We start from the raw sequence: 19,846 nt of genomic DNA, 5'->3' as shown, positions 1-19,846 counted from the left end.
CAAGCGCACAAGCGCACAACTTGTCACAATGTTAACATTCCGACATGCCGAACATCCCACGCTTCCACCTCGCCATGCCGGTCGACGACCTCGACGCCGCCCGCCGCTTCTACGGCGGGACGCTCGGCCTGGAGCAGGGGCGCAGCTCCGACACCTGGATCGACTGGAACCTGCACGGCCACCAGTTCGTCACGCACCTCGCCCCCAGAACCGAGCGGGTGCACAACCCCGTCGACGGCCACGACGTGCCGGTCCCCCACTTCGGGCTGGTGCTGACCGTGCCCGAGTTCGAGCAGCTGGCCGCGAAGCTCACCGACGCCGGCACGAAGTTCGTGATCGAGCCGTACGTGCGGTTCAAGGGCGAGCGCGGCGAGCAGTGGACGATGTTCCTGCTGGACCCGGCCGGAAACGCGTTGGAGTTCAAGGCGTTCGCCGACGACTCGCAGGTGTTCGCCGCCTGAAGCCGTGGCAAAAATCTTGCACGATGCGCAAGTTTGAGTAGCGTGGTGGGTGACGCCGAGCCATGACCCGGTCACGCCGGGTCAGACGAGGAGGGGGCCACCATGACCACGGCAGAGAGACAGCGCAGCGCGCAGGAGCTCATCCGGCCGCAGCTGCCCGCCGAGCTCACGCAGCGAGGCAAGTGCCCGTTCGACCCGGCCGCCGGGCTGACCGAGTTGAGCGGGCGGGGGCAGATCCACCGGATCGAGCACGACGACGAGGTGGTCTGGCTCGTCACCGGGCACGAACAGGCGCGGGCGGTGCTGTCCGACCCGCGGATGAGCTCCGACCGCATCAACAGCCCGCGGGCGCGCCGGCTCATCTCGCCGGAGCTGCACGCGAAGCTCTTCCCGCCGGAGCGGCAGGCCGGGTCGTTCATCTTCATGGACGCACCCGAGCACACCCGTTACCGCAGGCTGCTGACCGGCCAGTTCACCGTGCGCCGGATGCGGGACCTGACGCCACGCGTGCACGAGATCGTCACCGCCCAGCTCGACGCCATGATCGAGAAGGGACCGCCGGCCGATCTCGTGCACGACTTCGCGCTCCCGGTGCCGTCACTGGTGATCTGCGAGCTGCTGGGCGTCGACTACGGCGACCGCGAGGAGTTCCAGCACCGCACGGCGAAGCTGCTGAACCTGAAGACGACGATCGAGGAGCAGATCGAGGTCGGCACCGAACTCCGCAAGTTCATGTTCGGCCTGGTCCGCGAGAAGCAGCGCGACCCTGGCGACGACCTGCTGTCGGGACTCGTCCGCGACACCGACCTCAACTCCGCCGAGCTCGCCGGCATCGCGAACCTGCTGCTCATCGCAGGCCACGAAACCACCGCGAACATGCTCGCGCTGGGCACCTTCGCCCTGCTGGAGCACCCCGACCAGTTCGCGATGCTGCGCGAGCACCCGGAGCTGGCCGAGAACGCGGTCGAGGAGCTGCTGCGCTACCTGTCGATCATCAGCATGGGCGTCGCCAGGCACGCCAAGGAGGACGTCACCATCGGCGACGTCACCATCCGCGAGGGCGAGACCGTCGTGGTGTCGGTCCCCGCGGTGAACCGCGACGAGAGCCAGTACCCGGACCCGCACGAGCTGCGCATCGACCGCCCGCGCGGCCACCACGTGGCGTTCGGGCACGGCATCCACCAGTGCCTCGGCCAGCAGCTGGCGCGCGTGGAGATGACGGTCGGCTTCACGGAGCTGGTGCGCAGGCTGCCCACCCTGAAGCTGGCCGTGCCCGCCGACGAGGTGCCGCTGCGCACCGACATGTCGATCTACGGCGTGCACTCGCTGCCGGTCACCTGGTGAACCGGGTGCCGAGCCGGTCGTGGCGGCCGGCTCGGCACCACCGCTATCGGGTGAACCCCGCCCCGAGCTGGTCGATCATCCGCGCGACCAGCTCCGCCGCCGTGTACCGCTCGGACGCCGCCGGCGCGTCCAGCCACCACTGCACAACAGCGCGCAACGTCGCCAGGATCGTCGAGGCCGTCACCGCCGGGTACGGGTCCACCGTCGCGTCGAGGCCGCACCGGTCCGCGATCGCCGCGGTCAGCTCCTGTTCGCGGGCGGAGTAGGCGGCGAACACGTGCGGCAGCAGCGCCGGGTGGCGGCGCAGTTCGCGTGACTGGCGCAGCCGTTCGAGGTCGACGTGCTGGGGATAGATCGACTGCAGCGCCCCGCGCAGCGCGACCAGCACCGGCTCGTCCGGTGGACGGGCCGCGAACTCGCGCACGAACGTCTCGGCGGTCTGCTTGTCACCCGCCATGACGGCTTCCTCTTTCGAGGAGAAGTAGTTGAAGAACGTCCGCAGCGACACGCCCGCAGCGCGCGCGATCTGCTCGACCGTCACGCCGTCGTAGCCGTGCTCGACGCAGAGGCTCCAGGCGGCGTCGCCGAGCGCCGCCCTGGTGGCAGCCTTCTTGCGTTCACGCAGGCCAGTCATGGCGCACAGGGTAGTGCGCCGTCCTCGGACGTTCGTGCCGAGACGCGCCTGGACCGCGAATTGGTTTAGACCTTGCTCAGCCATGATCAACTCACTACGGTCCGTGAGAACGCTCTCACAGACTCGCGGAGGACCGGGTGCGCTTACTCGGAGTCGTACTGGCCGGTGCCCTGCTCACCCCGGCCCAGGCACACGCCTCTCCCCCACCGGCGACGACGATCACCCTCATCACCGGCGACCAGGTGCTCACGAGCCAGCGCGCCGTCCGGCCCGCGCCGGGCCGCGAGCAGGTCTCGTTCACCACCTACACCGCCCAGGGTCACGAGTTCGTGGTGCCGGACGACGCCGTGCCGATGATCGCGAACGGCCGGCTCGACGAGCGCCTGTTCGACGTCACCGAGCTCGCCACGTACGACGGCGCCCTGCCGGTGATCGTCACCTACCCCGAGGGCACCGTCAGCGCGCAGTCCGGCCGCCAGCTGCGCAGCATCAACGGGGTGGCGTTCGACGCCGCGAAGACACCGCTCGCAGGCGGGCTGCCGAGCGCAGGGAAGATCTGGCTCGACGCGAGACGCCGGGCGAGCCTCGGCCGCGGCGCCGGGCAGATCAACGCCCCCGCCGCCTACGCCGCGGGCTTCACCGGCAAGGGCACCACGGTCGCCGTGCTCGGCACCGGCGTCGACGAGACCCACCCCGACCTGAAGGACCGCGTGATCGGCGAGCGCAACTTCAGCAGCTCACCGGACGCGCGCGACCACCACGGGCACGGCACGCACGTGGCGTCGATCATCGCGGGCACCGGTGCCAAGTACCGCGGGGTGGCGCCGGACGCCCGCATCCTCGACGTGAAGGTGCTGGGAGACAACGGTTCCGGTCAGGACAGCGGCATCATCGCCGGCATCGAGTGGGCCGTCGAGCAGGGCGCCCAGATCGTCAACCTGAGCCTCGGCGGCTACGACACCCCCGGGACCGATCCGCTCGAAGAGGCCGTCGACCGCCTCAGCGCCGAGAAGGGCACGCTGTTCGTGGTCGCCGCCGACAACAGCGTCCCGGACGCGGCCCTCACCGTCGGCACCGTCGACCGCCAGGACCGGCTCGCGGAGTTCTCCAGCCGCGGCCCGGCCGAGGCGAGCACGCTCAAGCCCGGCCTCACCGGACCGGGCGTCGGCATCATGGCCGCTCCGCACTCCGACGGCAGGATCGGCCCGCGGGTCGCCGACGGCCACACCTCGCTCGACGGCACCCCGTACATCGCGGGTGCGGCGGCGTTGCTGCACCAGCAGCACCCGGACCTCAGCGGCGCCCAGCTCAAGGCCCGCCCCACCGGGAGCGCCAAGCTGATCAGGCAGAACGTGACGTCCTCGCCGACGAGCATCAGCTTCGGCTCCCACCGGTGGCCGCACACCGGCACACCCGCGCTGAGCAAGGAGATCACCTACACCAACGCGGGAACGGAGCCGATCACCCTCGACCTGACCACCGAGACGACCGGCGCGCTCTTCCGCGTCTCCCCCGCGAGGCTCACCGTCCCCGCGGGTGGTTCCGCGACCGCCACGGTCACCGCGGACATCGCCGAGCGGCCCGATGGCGGCGTGATCGGCGGCGCGGTCGTCGCGAGCGGCCTGCGCACGGCCGTCGTCGTCGACCTGGAGAAGGAGAGCTACGACGTCAAGATCACCGGCATCGACCGGTCCGGCGCCACGGCGAGCTCGACCTCCGCGTTCCTGATCGACGTCGACACCGGCGCCCGCGTCTGGCCCGACCCCGCGACCGGGGTCGCGCGCCTGGCCAAGGGCCGCTACCTGCTGACCGGCAGTGTCCTGTCGTCCAGCACCCACGACGTCATCAACTACCCGGACCTGACGGTGACCGGCGCCACCACGATCACCCTCGACGCCCGGCAGGCCAAGCCGGTCCAGGTGACGCTGCCCGTCCCAGCACGACTGTCGTTGCTGCAGACCGGTTTCGAACGCGTCGTCAACGGAACCTCCTACACCGTCGGCAACTTCTCCGTCGGCGGCACGGTCGACCACCTCGGTGTCGCGAGCCTAGGCCCCGACTCGGCCGAGGTCACCGGCAAGACCGCCACCTTCTGGACCGCGGGCCCCGACTTCTACGGACTCGCCTGGTACCAGCGGGGACACGCGCCGAACGGCCTGACGAAAACCGTCCTGACGCGGGACCTCGCGACCGTCGAGGTCGACATGCCGCCACTGAAGGACGGCCAGAGCGCCACCGTCGGCCACACCTCGGCGCCGGAAGGCCGCACCGACTGGGGTTACGGCTCACTGGACAACCTGGCGCCCGGCCCGCGCACCGAGTACTACGGCGGCGAGGGCGGCGACTGGTCGCGCAGGCTCACCCTCTTCGGCCCGACCGGCAGCACCGGCGCCCTGATCACGCCGCTGCGCCACTACAAACCGGGCCGGTCCTATGTGGAACAGCTCAACCGCGCGGTGTTCGGCCCGGCCCTGCCCGGGACCCGCGACACCCCGCACACGTTCCGCACCGGCGACCTGATGCGCGTCACTGTTCCGCTCTACGGCGACAACGCGGGCAACGAGGGTTACAGCCCGGTCAGCTCCGCGCGGACCACGGTGTACCGCAACGACGTGAAGGTGGCGGAGACGCCCGAGGCGGGCTGGGCCCAGTTCGACGCCGAACCCGGTGCCGCGGACTACCGCGTCGAAACCACCGCCACCCGCGACACCTCGTTGAGCACCAAGGTGTCCGGCGTCTGGACGTTCCGCAGCGACACCACGGCGAAGCGGACCGCGTTGCCGCTCAGTGTGATCCGCTACACCCCGCAGCTCGACGACGACGGCTACGGCCGCGCGGGCCGGATGCTGGCGGTGCCGGTCTCGGTCCAGTCGCAGACCGGCTCGGTGCGCGTCACGTCCGTCGAGGTCTCCTACGACGGCGGCGCGACGTGGCGGGACACGCCGGTCACGCACAACCGCCTGCTGCTCGCCCATCCCGCGAACGCCACGTCGGTCTCGTTGCGCGCGAAGGCGTCCGGTTCGGGGCAGACCGTCGAGCAGACCATCATCGACGCGTACCCGCTTCGCTGACGGACTTGCGCAAGCCTTGCGGCAAGGTCTGCAAACCTGCCGCAAGGCCGCGCAAGCGAGCTCATCGAACTCGAATCGATTTCCTGCATCCGTTCGGACACGAACCTCCATGGCCGGACGCCAGACCACCAGCAAGGCGCCTGAGCAGCGATACGTCTTTCCTGTTCAGAGGGCTATGTCGCAAATTTGCGCAATCACGTCGACATATTGCGGTAATCTGCTGGGCACTTCTACGGTGAGGCGCGCCACACCCCCTCGCGTCCTCACCGAGAAGGGCCAAGCACGCCATGTCATCGACGACACGCGCTCGCTCCCTGCTAGCCCCGTTGACCGCAACAGCCCTCACGGCAGCAACGCTCGTCGTGGCCCCTGCCGCGCAAGCCGCGCCCGTGAGCCTCGATCTCGGCAGGCAGACCCGCATCGACGAGGTCACCCTCGCGACGCCGAAGGCCGCCACCGAGACCTTCGCCGTGCAGACGAGCCTCGACGGCAGAGGCTGGTCGACGCTCGTCGCGGAAGGACCGCACGCCTTCCACGACGGCAAGGTGACGTTCCGGGTCGACCCGACGCTGGTCCGGCACGTCCGCGCCACAAAGACCACGGCCAAGCTCGAAGTCCGCGAAGCCGCCGCCGACGCGCTGCTGCACGCCACCTACAGCGCGAGCAGCAGCAACCAGAACTACACGCCGGGCAACGCCGGTGACGGCAACCAGAGCACGTACTGGGAGAGCGCGAACAACGCGTTCCCGCAGTGGATCCAGGCCGATCTGGGCGCCGCGGTGAGGACCGACCGGGTCGTGCTGAAGCTGCCGACCGCGAACTGGGGCACGCGCACCCAGACGCTCGCCGTCCAGGGCAGCACCGACGGCCAGAGCTTCACGGATCTGGTGGCGAGCAAGGGATACGAGTTCAACCCGGCCTCGAACAACACGGTCACCATCGACTTCACCGCGGCCACGACGAGGTACGTGCGGCTGCGGATCACCGCGAACACCGGGTGGCCCGCGGGTCAGGTCAGCGAGTTCGAGGTGTACGGGCCGACGAGCGGTGACACGCAGGCGCCGACCGCGCCGGGCAACCTCGCGCTCAGCCAGCCGCAGTCCGGTCAGATCCGGTTGACGTGGACCGCCAGCACGGACAACGTCGGCGTGACGGGTTACGACGTGTACGCCAACGGAACTCTCCGCACGACGGTCACCGGCACCACCTACACCGACAGCCAGCCCGACGGGCTGCGAGTGACCTACTACGTGATCGCGAAGGACGCGGCGGGCAACCAGTCACCCGCCAGCAACTCCGTGACGCGGGAAGGCGCGACCGGCCAGAACCTGGCGCAGGGCAAGCCCATCACGGCCAACAACAACGTGCAGAACTTCGTCGCGGCCAACGCCGACGACGGTGACGTCGGGACCTACTGGGAGTCCAACGGCTTCCCCGGCACGCTGACCGTCCAACTGGGAGCGAACGCCGACGTCAGCTCCGTCGCGGTCAAGCTCAACCCCGACCCGATCTGGGGCGCGCGCACGCAGAACGTCGAGGTGCTCGGCCGCGAGCAGAGCGCCACCGGGTTCACCAGCCTCGTCGCGGGTCGCGACTACCGCTGGGACCCGGCGACCGGCAACAGCGTCACGATCGGCCTCACCGCCCGCGTCGCGGACGTCCAGCTGCGGTTCACGTCCAACACCGGCGCGCCCGGCGGCCAGGTGGCGGAGATCCAGGTGTTCGGCACCCCCGCCCCGAACCCCGACCTCACCGTCACCGCCACGTCGTTCACTCCCGCGAATCCGGTGGAGACCGACCCGATCACGCTCAACGCCACGGTGCGCAACGCGGGTACGGCGGCCAGCACCGCGACCGACGTGACGTTCTTCCTCGGCACCACCGCCGTCGGAACCGCGCAGGTCGGTGCCCTGCAGGCGGGGGCGCAGGCCGACGTGAGCACGACGGTCGCGGCCCGGCCGGAGGGGTCGTACCAGTACACGGCGAAGGTCGACGAGACCAAGAAGGTGGCGGAGCAGAACGAGACCAACAACTCGCGGCCGCACCCCGACCCGATCGTCGTGACCCCCGTGCCGAGCTCCGACCTGGTCGCGGTGCCGGCCTGGTCGCCGAGCAACCCCGCCAACGGCCAGAACACCACGTTCACCGTCGCGATCAAGAACCAGGGCACGATCAACAGTGCCGCGGGCGCGCACGGCATCACGCTCACGATCCTGAGCAACGGCCACACCGTCCGCACGCTGACCGGCAGCTTCACCGGCACGATCAACGCCGGTGCCACGACCGCCGCGGCGAACCTCGGCAGCTGGCAGGCCGCCGACGGCCGGTACACGATCCGCACGACGATCGCCGGCGACGGCAACGAGATCCCGGCCAAACAGGGCAACAACACCAGCGAGCAGCCGCTGTTCATCGGCCGCGGCGCCAGCGTGCCGTGGCAGCACGTCGAGGCGGAGGACGCCGTCACGGCCGGTGGCGCGCAGGTTCTCGGTCCGAACAGGACGATCGGTGACCTGGCGGGCGAGGCCTCCGGGCGTCGTGCCGTCACGCTGAACACCACCGGCGCGTCGGTCGAGTTCACGACCAGCGCCCCGGCCAACACGCTCGTCACCCGCTTCTCCATCCCGGACAGCGCCGGTGGCGGCGGTATCACGGCCACCCTCAACGTCTACGTCAACGGCCAGTTCCACAAGTCCGTCGACCTGACGTCGAAGTACATGTGGCTCTACGGCAACGAGACCAGCCCCGGCAACTCGCCGGGCGCGGGCGGCCCGCGGCACGTCTACGACGAGGCCAACGTGATGCTGAACTCGACGTTCCCGGCGGGCACGAAGATCAAGCTGCAGAAGGACGCGGCCAACACCACGAACTACGCGATCGACTTCGTGGACTTCGAACAGGCGACAGCGGCCGGAAACCCCGACGCCGCACGCTATGCCGTGCCCGCCGGGTTCACCCACCAGGACGTGCAGAACGCGCTCGACCGCGTCCGGATGGACACGACCGGCACCCTGATCGGTGTCTACCTGCCCGCCGGCACCTACCAGACCGGGCAGAAGTTCACCGTCTACGGCAAGGCCGTCAAGGTGGTCGGCGCCGGACCGTGGTTCACCAGGTTCCAGGCCCCGGCCAACCAGGAGAACACCGACATCGGCTTCGACGCGCAGCCGTCCGCGAACGGCTCGACGTTCAGCGGGTTCGCCGTGTTCGGCAACTACACCTCGCGCAACGACGGGCCGGGCAAGGTGTTCAACTTCGCCGGCGTGCAGAACACGACGATCGAGAACATCTGGGTCGAGCACATGATGTGCCTGTTCTGGGGCAACAACGTCGACAACAACACGATCAAGGACAGCCGCATCCGCGACACGTACGCCGACGGCATCAACATGACCAACGGGTCGGCGGGCAACCGGGTCGCGAACATCGAGGCGCGGACGACCGGTGACGACGCGTTCGCGTTGTTCGCCGCCACCGACTCCGGTGGCACAGGCCAGCAGAACAACGTGTTCGAGAACCTCTCGGTGCAGACTCCTTGGCGCGCAGCCGGTCTCGCGGTCTACGGCGGCAAGAACAACACGTTCCGCAACATCTCCGTGGCGGACACGCTGACCTACTCCGCGGTCACGATCAGCTCGCTCGACTTCGGTTACCCGATGGAGGACTTCGGACCGGAGCCGACGACGTTCAGCGGGCTCACGCTCGTGCGGTCCGGAGGCCATTTCTGGGGCGCGCAGACGTTCGGCGCGATCTGGATGTTCTCGGCTTCCAAGAGGTACACCGGGATCCGCGTGAGCGACGTCGAGATCATCGACCCGACGTACAGCGGAATCATGTTCCAGACCAAGTACAACGGCGCCCACGAGAACATCTTCGAGGACACCGTGCTGTCCGACATCAGCATCTCGGGTGCCCGCAAGAGCGGCGACGAGTTCGACGCCAAGTCCGGTTTCGGCCTGTGGGCCAACGAGATGCCCGAACCCGGTCAGGGCCCCGCCGTCGGTGCCGTGACGATCAACGGCATCCGGTTCAGCGACAACTTCCAGGACATCAGGAACACCACGACCACTTTCACGATCACCATCAACTGATCTCCCTGCCGTGAAGGAAAATCCATGAAATCCACGCTGTTGAAGCGTGCGGTGAGCGCTGCCGTCGTCAGCGCTCTCGCACTGCTCGGACTCACACCAACGGCAGGAGCAGCAGTCGTCCGGCTGTCCGCGAACCTGACCGCGTCGAGCAACAACGGCCCGTACACCGCGGGAAACGCCGGTGACGGCAACCAGGGCAGCTACTGGGAGAGCACCAACAACGTGTTCCCGCAGTGGATCCAGGCCGACCTCGGCGCCGTGCGGGACGTCAGCGAGGTGGTGCTGCGGCTGCCGTCGAACTGGGAGCAGCGCACGCAGACCCTGGCCGTGCAGGGCAGCCGGAACGGTGCGCAGTTCAGCGATCTCGTGGGCTCGCGCGGCCAAATCTTCTCACCCGGCTCGAACAACACCGTCACGCTGGACTTCGCGGCGACCGGCACCAGGTACGTCCGCGTCACGATCACGGCGAACACCGGCTGGCCCGCGGGTCAGCTCAGCGAGTTCGAGGTGCACGGCGAGTCCGGCCCGGTCGACCCGCCACCCACCGGTGACAACCTGGCTCAGGGCAAGCCGGTCGAGGAGTCCGGGCACGTGCAGGACTTCGTGGCGGCCAACGCGGTCGACGGCAACGTCGGCAGCTACTGGGAGTCCAACGGCTTCCCCGGCCACCTGACCGTGAAGCTCGGTTCGACCGCGGACCTGTCGTCGGTCGTCGTGAAGCTCGACCCCGACCCGATCTGGGGCGCGCGCACGCAGAACTTCGAGGTGCTGGGCCGCGAGTCGAGCGCCACGGCGTTCGCGACCCTGAAGGCCCGCGCCGACTACCGGTTCGACCCGGCCACCGGCAACACCGTCACCATCCCGGTGAGCGGCCGGGTGGCGGACGTGCGGCTGCACTTCTACGGCAACACCGGCGCACCCGGCGGCCAGGTCGCCGAGCTCGGGGTGTTCGGGTCCGCCGCACCGGCGCCCGACCTGACCGTCACGAACCTGACGTGGACGCCCACGAGCCCCACCGAAGCCGACGCGATCAAGCTCACCGCCACCGTGCGCAACGGCGGCACCGTGGCGTCCGGTGCGACGACCGTCAACGTCACGCTCGGCGGCGGCAACGCGGGCACGGCGCAGATCGGCGCGCTCGCTCCCGGAGCCACCGCCGGCGTCAGCGTGGACGCCGGCCGGAGGGGTGCCGGGTCCTACGCGGCCGCGGCCGTGGTGGACCCGGCCAACCAGGTGCCGGAGACCAACGAGGGCAACAACACCTTCACCTCCGGCGCTCCCCTGGTCGTCGGCCCGGCGCCCGGACCTGACCTGCAGATCACCGGCATCACCCCGAACCCTTCGTCCCCGGCGGCCGGTCAGCAGGTGACGTTCGCGGTGCAGGTCACCAACCGCGGCACCGTGCAGGCCGGCGCATCGGTGACGCGTGTGGTCGTCGGCGGAAGCACGTTGAACGCCAACACTCCCGTCATCAACGCCGGTCAGACCGCAACGGTCAACGTCGGCACGTGGACCGCCACCAACGGCGGCGCCACGGCCACCGCGACCGCCGACGCGAACGGCCAGGTCGCGGAGACCAACGAGAACAACAACACCGCGACCCAGTCCATTGTGGTCGGACGCGGCGCCTCGGTCCCGTTCACCTCCTACGAAGCGGAGAACGGCCGCTACCAGGGCCAGCTGCTGGAGGCGGACGCGAAGCGCACGTTCGGGCACACCGACTTCGCGAGCGAGTCGAGCGGCCGCAGGTCGGTCCGGCTCGACGCGCAAGGTCAGTTCGTGGAGATCACCTCGACGGTCAGCACGAACTCGATCGTGGTCCGCAACTCGATCCCGGACGCGGCGGCCGGTGGCGGTCAGGAGGCGACGATCAGCCTGTACGCCAACGACCAGTTCGTGCAGAAGCTGACCCTGTCGTCACGGCACAGCTGGCTGTACGGGACCTGTGACGACCCGGAGTGCCTCACGAACCGGCCGGGCGGCGACGCCCGCAGGCTCTTCGACGAGTCGTCGTCGTTGCTGGCCAACACCTATCCGGCGGGCACGAGGTTCAAGCTGCAGCGCGACTCCGGTGACACCGCGCAGTTCTACGTCATCGACCTGATCGACCTGGAGCAGGTCGCGCCGCCCGCGCAGAAGCCGGCCGAGTGCGTGTCGATCACGCAGTACGGCGCCACGGCCAACGACCAGACCGACGACGCCGACGCCATCCAGCGCGCGGTCACCGCCGACCAGAACGGTGAGATTCCGTGCGTCTGGATCCCGGAGGGCAGGTTCCGGCAGGAGAAGAAGATCCTCACGGTGTTCAACTCCGGCGGCTACAACCAGGTCGGCATCCGCAACGTCACGATCCGCGGCGCCGGCATGTGGCACTCGCAGCTGTTCTCGCTGATCCAGCCGCAGGACGCGAACACGATCAACCACCCGCACGAGGGCAACTTCGGGTTCGACATCGACGACAACACCCAGATCTCCGACATCGCGATCTTCGGTTCCGGCCGGATCCGCGGCGGTGACGGCAACGCCGAGGGCGGCGTCGGTCTCAACGGCCGGTTCGGCAAGAACACGAAGATCACCAACGTGTGGATCGAGCACGCCAACGTCGGCGTGTGGGTCGGCCGCGACTACGCGAACCTGCCCGACCGCTGGAACCCCGGCGACGGCCTGCAGTTCAGCGGCATGCGGATCCGCGACACCTACGCCGACGGCATCAACTTCACCAACGGCACGCGCAACTCCACGGTGTTCAACTCGTCGTTCCGCACCACCGGCGACGACGCGTTGGCGGTGTGGGCGTCGAAGTACGTGAAGGACCAGAGCGCAGACGTGGGCAGCAACAACGCGTTCCTCAACAACACGATCGCGTTGCCGTGGCGTGCCAACGGAATCGCCATCTACGGAGGTGCGGACAACCGCGCGGAGAACAACATCGTCTCCGACACCGCGAACTACCCCGGCATCATGCTGGCGACCGATCACGACCCGCTGCCGTTCGGCGGGACGACGACGCTCGCCAACAACGCCCTGTACCGCACCGGTGGCGCGTTCTGGGGCGAAGCGCAGGAGTTCGGCGCCATCACGCTGTTCTCGCAGAACCTGCCGATCCCCGGCGTGGTCATCCGCGACACCGAGGTCCACGACTCCACCTACGACGGAATCCAGTTCAAGGGCGGCGGCAGCGGGATGCCGGACGTCGCGATCACCAACGTGCGGATCGACAGGTCCATCAACGGGTCCGGCATCCTCGCGATGGCGCAGGCCCGCGGTTCGGCGCACCTGACGAACGTGACGATCACGAACTCGCGCGACGGCGACGTCCTCGTCGAACCCGGTTCGCAGTTCGTCATCAACTAGGTCACTTTTGGAACCACCTCCTGCCGGGTATGCCCTGGCCGGAGGTGGTTCTCATGTCCACGGTCGTGGTCGGCTTCGACGGTTCCGACCTCTCCAGGCGGGCCGCCCTGTGGGGCGCCGAGGAGGCTTCCCGGTGCGGCGCGGCGCTGCGAGTCGTGCAGGCCGTGCACGCGCCCCTGCCCGAGCCCGTCTTCACCCCGATGTCCACGCCGGTGCCGGAGTTCGTCACCGAGGAGACCATGCGCCACGCCGCCGAGGACCACCTCGCCGAGCTGGCCCTGGAGCTGCGGCGGGGTTGGCCGGAACTCCAGCTCGACACCCGCGTCGGGCTGGGCCGCCCGGTCGACGTGCTCGCGTCCGAGGAGGGTGAGCTGCTGGTGCTCGGTTCGTCCGGCCGCACCGGCATCGCCGAGATGTTCCTCGGTTCCACCGCCGCCGAACTGGTGTCGATCGGCGGCCGGCCCGTCGTAGTGACCCGTTCCGGCCCGGTGGACGGTCGTGTGGTCGTAGGCGTCGACGGCTCCGAGACCTCGGCCGACGCCATCGAGTTCGCCTTCGCGTTCGCGTCCCGGCACGGCCGCGAACTGCTCGCCGTGCACGCGTGGAGCGACGTCGGCTGGACCGAGCTGCCCGAGCAGGACTTCGACCACATCCGGGTCGACCTCGCCAAGCTGCTGGACGAGCAGCTCGCCCAGCACCGCGCCCGCCACCCGGAAGTCCACGTGGCGCAGGAGGTCGCGTTCGACGCACCCGCCCGCGCACTGCTCCAGGCGGCGGACGGTGCGGCACTGATCGCGGTGGGCAGTCACGGCCGTGGGACGGTGAAGCGTGCAATTCTGGGCTCGGTCAGCCACGCTGTGCTCCACCACGCGCCGTGCCCGGTCGCGGTGGTCCACCGGAGGTGACGTTCGATGCGCGGGTTAGCCGCCGTGCTGGTGTGCCTGATGCTGGCTTCCTGCGCGGGACGGCAGGAACCGCCGGGCGCTCCTCCATCGCATTCCACGGTCGTCCGCTCGTCGACGGTGGGCCCTGCGACGCCGCTGCCGCCCGACCCCTCGTTCTCACGGGCGTCCGCGGGGGACGTGACGGTGCGGGGCACGGTGTCGAGCGGCGTCGAGTCGGGTTGTCTCGTCCTCGACACCGGCTCCACGCAGTACCTGCTGCTGGGCGCCGACCCCGCGATCGCGGTGGCCGGCGCCCGGATCGAGGTGACCGGGCGGCCCGAGCCGGGTGGGATGACCACCTGCCAGCAGGGCACGCCGTTCCACGTCGAGAGCACCCGGCGGATCAACCCCTGAGCGCCTTGCGCAGGAACGCGCTCGCCTGGTTGATCGCGGCCTCGGCGGCGTGCGTGCCGCGCAACGCGTTCAGCATCACGAAGTCGTGGATCGCCCCGGCGTACCGGACGGCGGTGACCGGCACCCCGGCCTCGCGCAGCTTGTCCGCGTAGGCCTCGCCCTCGTCGCGCAGCACGTCGGCCTCGGCGGTGATCACCAGCGCCTGCGGCAGACCGGCGAGCTGCTCGGTCGTGGCGCGCAACGGGGACGCGGTGATCTCGGCGCGCTCGGCCGGGTTCGTCGTGTACTGGTCCCAGAACCACTGCATGCCGTCGCGGCGCAGGAAGTAGCCCTCGGCGAACTGCAGGTACGAGTCGGTGTCGAAGGACGCGTCGGTCACCGGGTAGAACAGCACCTGGGCCTTCAGCGGGACGTCGCCGCGGTCCTTGGCCTGCAACGTCAGCGCGGCCGCCATGTTGCCGCCGACCGAGTCGCCGGCCACCGCGAGGCGTGTCGCGTCGAGGCCGAAGTCGGCGCCGTTGCTGAGGATCCACCGCGCGGCGGCGTAGTTCTGGTTGATCGCGACCGGGTAGCGGGCCTCCGGGGAGAGCGAGTACTCCGGGAAGACGACGGCCGCGCCCGCGCCGGCGGCGAGCTCGCGGACCAGGCGGTCGTGGGTGTGGGCGTTGCCGAAGACCCAGCCCGCGCCGTGGAGGTAGAGGACGACGGGCAGCGGGCCGTCGGCACCGGCCGGCTTGACCACGCGGACCCGGAAACCGTCGAGCTCCACCCAGTGCTCGTCGATCGCGGGCTTGGCGATCTCACCCGACTGGACCTCGTCGACGGCCTTGCGGCCTTCCTCGGGGGTGAGCTCGAACAGGAACGGCGGCTGGGCGGTGGCGGCGGCGAACTCGGCGGCGGCGGGTTCGAGGACTGGGCGCTTCATGACTTCCTCCTGGCGTTCCGGGGTGAACGCCACAAAAGCTAGTGCGCGATTAAATCGCGCACAACGTAATCACTCCCTCACCGCTCAGGGGAATAAAGCGCCTCCCGGATCGACGCGACGACCGCGTCCAGGCACGACGCGAAGTCCTCGCCCGTGTCGATCCACCGCTCGAACGCCTCCTGCAACGCGACGGCGGCCAACCGGGCCACCAGCCGAGCCTCCCCTGCCTCAATCCCCCGCCGCACCAAGCCTTCCGCGAGCGCGGCGGTGATCGCGGCGGACTTCGTGCGCTCGCGTTCCTGAAGCTCAGGACTCGACTCGATCACCGCGCGCCGCTCGGCCGTCTGCTCGGCGCGCGCCACGAGCAGGCCTCCCACATGGCGGGCCGCATCGAGCGCAACCGCCAGCGCGGCGTCCTCGCCCGAAGCGAGCACCGCGTCGATGATCACGGGCGGCAGCTGGTCCGCCCCGGCGAACAGGACCTCGCGCTTGTCCGGGAAGTAGCGGAAGTACGTGCGGCGCGTGATGCCGGCGCGCTCGGCGATCTGCGTGATGGTCACGTTGTCGTACCCGTGCTCCGCGTACAGCTCCAACGCCGCCCGCCGGAGACGGTCCTCGGTTCCGGGATCCCACCTGGCCACGACCCAGCCTAACAGTGATGTCTCACTGTGTCGTCACCGTGCTAGCGTTGATGACGACACAGTGAGACATCACCCTGAGGGGCAACGCATGAGCATCTGGGTTCTGGGCGCCACGGGACGCGTCGGCCGCGCCGTGACCAGGCAACTGCTCGACCGAAGCGACACCGTCGTGCTGGTGGGCAGGGAGAGCGAGCGCCTGCGCGAGATGGCTGAGACCACCGGCCTGCGGGTCGTCATCGCCGACACCGCGGACCGCATCGCGGCGGCGATCGAACGCGAGCGGCCGGCCGTCGTCATCAACACCATCGGCGACTACGCCAAGTCCGCGACCACCATCGCCCGCGCGTGCCTGCGCGGCGGCGGCCACTACCTCGACCAGGCGGCGGACCTGACCGCCGTCACCCGGCTGCTCGACCTGCACGACGAGGCCGCCGCGGCGGGCAGCACCCTCGTCACCGGCGCGGGTTTCGGCGTGCTGGCAACGGAAGCGGTCGTGGTGGCGTTGTGCGAGGGGCGTCCGGCGCCCGCCGGGGTGCGGGTCGACGCGCTGGCCTCCGTCGCCGTGGAGGACGGCCTGCTGGGCACCGCGCTGGCCGCGTCGATCATCGACGTCCTGGTGACCGGCGGACGCCGCTACCGCGACGGCAGGCTGGTCAGGTCACGCCTCGGCGGGAGCGCACAGCGTCTGCTCCTGCCCGACGGTGAGCAGGTCACCTCCTCCGAAGCACCCTCCGCGGAGCTGCTGGCCGCCCAGCGCGCCAGCGGCGCACCCGACGTCATCCTCACCACCGCGATGATGCCGGCGTCACCCGCGGTCCGCGCCGTGCTCCCGGTCGCCGAACGGCTGCTGGCCTTGGAACCGTTGCGGCGCTTGATGATCCGGCGGCTGGCGGCCACCAGGGTCAAGGCCGCGCCGAGGCCGAGGGCGCACTCCTGGGGCCACGCGGTGGTCACCTGGCCCGACGGCACGAGCCGGGAGGGCTGGCTGCGGATCGGCGAGGCCATGGACTTCACCGCCGCCGTGTCCGCGGAGATCGCCGCCCGGCTCGTCAGGGGTGAAGGCAAGCCCGGCGCCCACACGCCCGCGGCCGCCTTCGGCCCCGATCTCGCCACCGCCGCGGGCGGCGAGCTCCTCAGCTGACGGTGAAGGCCGCGGTGGCGCCGGTGAAGCCGGTGATCTTGCCGGTCCAGCCGCTCTTCTCGTCACCGTGGTGCACGATCCGGTAGGTGCCCGCGGGCGTGTCCGGCGGGATCTGCCAGGTGATCGTGGCGTTCGAGAACGCGACGCCGATCCGTTCCCACCGGTAGCGCGTGGACCAGTCACCGTCGTCGGCCACGCGCACCCACTGCCCGTTGACCTGTTGCTGCACTTCGAGGAACGTGCCGTTGCGGTGCAGGTTGTTCTTAGGGTGCCCGGTGACGAACACGGCGGTGACGGTCTCGCCGCGCGTGTAGGACGACTTGGGCGCGGTCAGCACGTCGCCGTACTTCTTGTCGGCGGGCTTGTCGTCGAGCACCACCCCGGTCTGCAGGTTGATCTCGGTGAACGGCGGCTTGCCCGGCGTCGGGCCGGCGGGCAGCGCGGTGCCCGCCCTCATCGACGCGGCGAGCTTGCCGAACTCCTGCTGGTACGCGGGCGTCGTGTTGCGGCCGAAGATGGTCGAGCCGCCCTCGTACTGCTGCGAGTCGTACTCCTCCGGCGTGGTGACGTACTGGCTGTAGTCGTTGGCGTAGCCCTGGATCAGCACGTTCCGCAGCGGCACACCGAGCTCGCCCGCGACGGCCTTGCGGATGCGCAGGCCCGCGGTGATCGTGACCTCACCCGGCACCGCCACGAGGTGCAACTGTCCAATGCGGACGATCTGCAGCGGCACGACGTCGGGCGTCGCGCCGATCAGGCCGGTCGGCACCACGGACGCCTTCGGGAACTGGCAGTCCCGCAGCCACTGCGGGACCTCCATCTGCAACGGGTCGAACAGCTTCTTCCACGGCGACTGCATGCCCTCTTCGAAGCCGGGGATCGCCGGGCCGTCCTCGACGCTGCCGGCGAACGTCGACGCGCCGACGACTCCCGAGCACGTGGTGCCGGGCTGCCCGTTCGGCGTGAACCGGCCGTCGACCCGAACGGACGACATGTCCACGAACCGCATGCGGTAGTCGACGCCGCCGTTCACGGCCTGCTGCGGTCCGCTGTAGATCTCCTGCGCCTTGCGGTTCTGGCGCTCACCGATGATCCGGGTGTTCTCCCACTCGTTCTCGGTGGGGCCGGAACCGGGCTTCAGGTTGAGGTTCGGCGACATGTCGCCCGCGTTGGTGTTCGGGAACGCCGCCACGAAACCCGCGGTGTTGTCCAGGTACCGCACGCCCTTGTCGTCGTGCTCCCACTGGTAGGCCGCGTACCCCTTGTTGTCCGGGCTGATCAGCGTGTTGGCGTTGGTGACCGACGTGTTGTGCGTGGCGAACCAGCTGATCGCGCCGACCTCGTCGCCCGACTGCCTGAACTTCAGCACGGTCATCTGCGGGTCGATCGCCTGCGGGAACGCACCCTTGTCGGGATTGAGCTCGAACGCGACGCGCGACCGGTTGACCGACGCGTTCGTGAGCTCGCCGATGCCGAGGCTGATCGAACCGGGCTTGAGGTCCTCGTGCGCCTGCACGATCGACTCGGTGATGCCGTCGACCACGGCGGCGAGCGCCTGCGGCTGCATGCCGAGGATCGAGAGGTTGTAGGCGAGGTTGTGCGAGTAGCCGCCGGGGCCGCTGTGCGTGTGCGTGGCCGACAGCAACAGGTTCTCGCGCGTGTAGGTGTCGCCGTACTTGGCCTGCAGCTTGGCGAGCACGCCCTCCTGGACCGCGCGGAACATCATCGCGAGGTCGGCGTTGACGTACGCGACGCGCTTGTTCGTGGCCCGGTCGACCACGACGTAGGCCCGCGACCGCAGCCGCTGGGCGATGCCGGTGGTGTTCTGGCCGAACTTCGAGTAGCCCATCATGCCGTTCTCGGCGGCCGGGCCGGTGACGTCGGAGATGCCGCGGCCGACGAGGTACGGCTCGGGTTCCGCCCACGCGAACGGGCCGCTGACCAGGGCCGCTCCGACGAGTGCGGCGACGACCGTCATGACTGCAGTCCGCATGCACACCCCGCTAAGTGAAGGGGATTCACGTTTCGGACTGCACGCTAGGTGATCCAGGCCACTTCGAGCAAGTGACGGCGAGTGCATTGGCGGTGACCACCAGCAAGATTCCGGCCCAATGGTGGAACGCGAGTGCCTCCCCCAGCAGGATCAGCCCCGCCGGCGCGGCGAGCACCGGGTGCACGCTGCACGCCAGCCCGAAGAACCGCGGCGGCACCTTCCGCAGCGCGACCACGTCGGCCGCGTAGGGCACCACGCTGCAGAACACCCCGGCCCCGATCGCGTACAGCACCGCCGCGCCGGTGAACTGTCCGCGCGCGATCAGGAAGGCCGCGACCGGCACGTAGAGCAGGGCGGACACGCTCGTCGCCGCGGCCGGCGCCTGCAGCCCCGGCAGCCGCTGTCCGACCAGGCGGTTGAGCACGATGTACGCGGCCCAGCACGCCGCCGCGAGCAGACCGGCGCCGATGCCCAGGTAGTCGCTGCTCGGGCCGGGCAGCACCAGCACGTAGACGCCGGCGGCCGCGATCAGCACGAACAGGAAGTCGCGGCGGGTGCGGGACCCGGCCAACGCGACCGCGAGCGGTCCCAGCACCTCCAGCGTGACGGCGAGACCCAGGCCGATCCGGTCGACCGCCGTGTAGAGCGTGAGGTTCATGGTCGCGAACACCAGCCCGAGCGCGATCGTCGGCCACCACTGCGCCCACGTGAACCTCCGCGGATCGGGCCGGGCGACCGGCAGCAGCACGGCCGCCGCCACGAACTGGCGCACCGCCACCACACCGGCCGGGCCGATCGTGGCGAACGCGTGCGCGCCCACGGCCGCACCGAGCTGGCTGCTGGCGGCACTGGCGGTCATCGTGGCGAATCCACCGAGGCTCTTCACACCGCCC

General features: G+C 69.8%; 13 protein-coding genes. 8 read left to right on the top strand and 5 right to left on the bottom strand.

Annotated features, from left to right (window positions below):
* Window positions 1-44: 44 nt before the first annotated feature.
* Together ABZV40_RS09250 and ABZV40_RS09245 are read left to right on the top strand one after the other, a co-directional pair.
* Window positions 45-461, top strand: a complete 417-nt coding sequence (locus ABZV40_RS09250; protein ID WP_355437844.1) for a VOC family protein — start codon at window positions 45-47, stop codon at window positions 459-461.
* A 102-nt stretch (window positions 462-563) separates the two neighbouring features.
* Window positions 564-1,805, top strand: a complete 1,242-nt coding sequence (locus ABZV40_RS09245) for a cytochrome P450 (protein WP_355437842.1) — start codon at window positions 564-566, stop codon at window positions 1,803-1,805.
* 43 nt (window positions 1,806-1,848) lie between these two features.
* Here the strand turns inward: ABZV40_RS09245 and ABZV40_RS09240 are convergent, their stop codons facing one another.
* Complete coding sequence (locus ABZV40_RS09240; protein ID WP_355437840.1) at window positions 1,849-2,439, bottom strand: TetR/AcrR family transcriptional regulator; 591 nt, start codon at window positions 2,437-2,439, stop codon at window positions 1,849-1,851.
* A gap of 137 nt (window positions 2,440-2,576) precedes the next feature.
* Here ABZV40_RS09240 and ABZV40_RS09235 point away from each other — a divergent pair, with 137 nt between their 5' ends.
* The 5 genes from ABZV40_RS09235 (at window position 2,577) to ABZV40_RS09215 (ending at window position 14,253) form a co-directional block, all read left to right on the top strand.
* Complete coding sequence (locus ABZV40_RS09235; RefSeq protein WP_355437838.1) at window positions 2,577-5,510, top strand: S8 family serine peptidase; 2,934 nt, start codon at window positions 2,577-2,579, stop codon at window positions 5,508-5,510.
* Window positions 5,511-5,836: 326 nt separating this feature from the next.
* Window positions 5,837-9,601, top strand: a complete 3,765-nt coding sequence (locus tag ABZV40_RS09230; RefSeq protein WP_355437836.1) for a discoidin domain-containing protein — start codon at window positions 5,837-5,839, stop codon at window positions 9,599-9,601.
* A 24-nt stretch (window positions 9,602-9,625) separates the two neighbouring features.
* Window positions 9,626-12,955, top strand: coding sequence for a CARDB domain-containing protein (locus ABZV40_RS09225; RefSeq protein ID WP_355437834.1), 3,330 nt, complete (start codon window positions 9,626-9,628; stop codon window positions 12,953-12,955).
* Between the two features lie 53 nt (window positions 12,956-13,008).
* Window positions 13,009-13,860 carry a universal stress protein gene (locus ABZV40_RS09220; RefSeq protein WP_355437832.1) on the top strand — a complete coding sequence of 284 codons (852 nt, stop codon included), beginning with the start codon at window positions 13,009-13,011 and terminating at the stop codon, window positions 13,858-13,860.
* A 6-nt stretch (window positions 13,861-13,866) separates the two neighbouring features.
* Complete coding sequence (locus tag ABZV40_RS09215; RefSeq protein WP_355437830.1) at window positions 13,867-14,253, top strand: hypothetical protein; 387 nt, start codon at window positions 13,867-13,869, stop codon at window positions 14,251-14,253.
* On the opposite strand, the gene ABZV40_RS09210 is transcribed toward ABZV40_RS09215, so the two are convergent.
* Both ABZV40_RS09210 and ABZV40_RS09205 read right to left on the bottom strand, forming a co-directional pair.
* Window positions 14,243-15,178 (bottom strand): alpha/beta hydrolase, encoded by a 936-nt coding sequence (locus ABZV40_RS09210; RefSeq protein ID WP_355437828.1) that lies wholly within the window; start codon window positions 15,176-15,178, stop codon window positions 14,243-14,245. The two genes, ABZV40_RS09215 and ABZV40_RS09210, sit on opposite strands and share 11 nt — an antisense overlap.
* Window positions 15,179-15,255: 77 nt before the next feature.
* Window positions 15,256-15,819, bottom strand: a complete 564-nt coding sequence (locus tag ABZV40_RS09205) for a TetR family transcriptional regulator (protein ID WP_355437826.1) — start codon at window positions 15,817-15,819, stop codon at window positions 15,256-15,258.
* 88 nt (window positions 15,820-15,907) lie between these two features.
* On the opposite strand from ABZV40_RS09205, the gene ABZV40_RS09200 reads away from it, so the two are divergent.
* The gene (locus ABZV40_RS09200) at window positions 15,908-16,960 is read left to right on the top strand and encodes a saccharopine dehydrogenase NADP-binding domain-containing protein (RefSeq protein WP_355437824.1); all 1,053 of its coding nucleotides are present in this window, start codon (window positions 15,908-15,910) and stop codon (window positions 16,958-16,960) included.
* Here the strand turns inward: ABZV40_RS09200 and ABZV40_RS09195 are convergent.
* The gene (locus ABZV40_RS09195; RefSeq protein WP_355437822.1) at window positions 16,953-18,953 is read right to left on the bottom strand and encodes a neutral/alkaline ceramidase; all 2,001 of its coding nucleotides are present in this window, start codon (window positions 18,951-18,953) and stop codon (window positions 16,953-16,955) included. The genes ABZV40_RS09200 and ABZV40_RS09195 overlap by 8 nt on opposite strands.
* 25 nt (window positions 18,954-18,978) lie before the next feature.
* On the bottom strand, window positions 18,979-19,812 hold the full coding sequence (locus ABZV40_RS09190; RefSeq protein ID WP_355437820.1) for an EamA family transporter: 834 nt from the start codon (window positions 19,810-19,812) through the stop codon (window positions 18,979-18,981).
* Window positions 19,813-19,846: the final 34 nt, after the last annotated feature.

Source organism: Lentzea sp. NPDC004782 (genome assembly GCF_040609115.1).
GTDB lineage: Bacteria > Actinomycetota > Actinomycetes > Mycobacteriales > Pseudonocardiaceae > Lentzea.
This window is presented reverse-complemented; position numbering and strand designations above follow the sequence as displayed.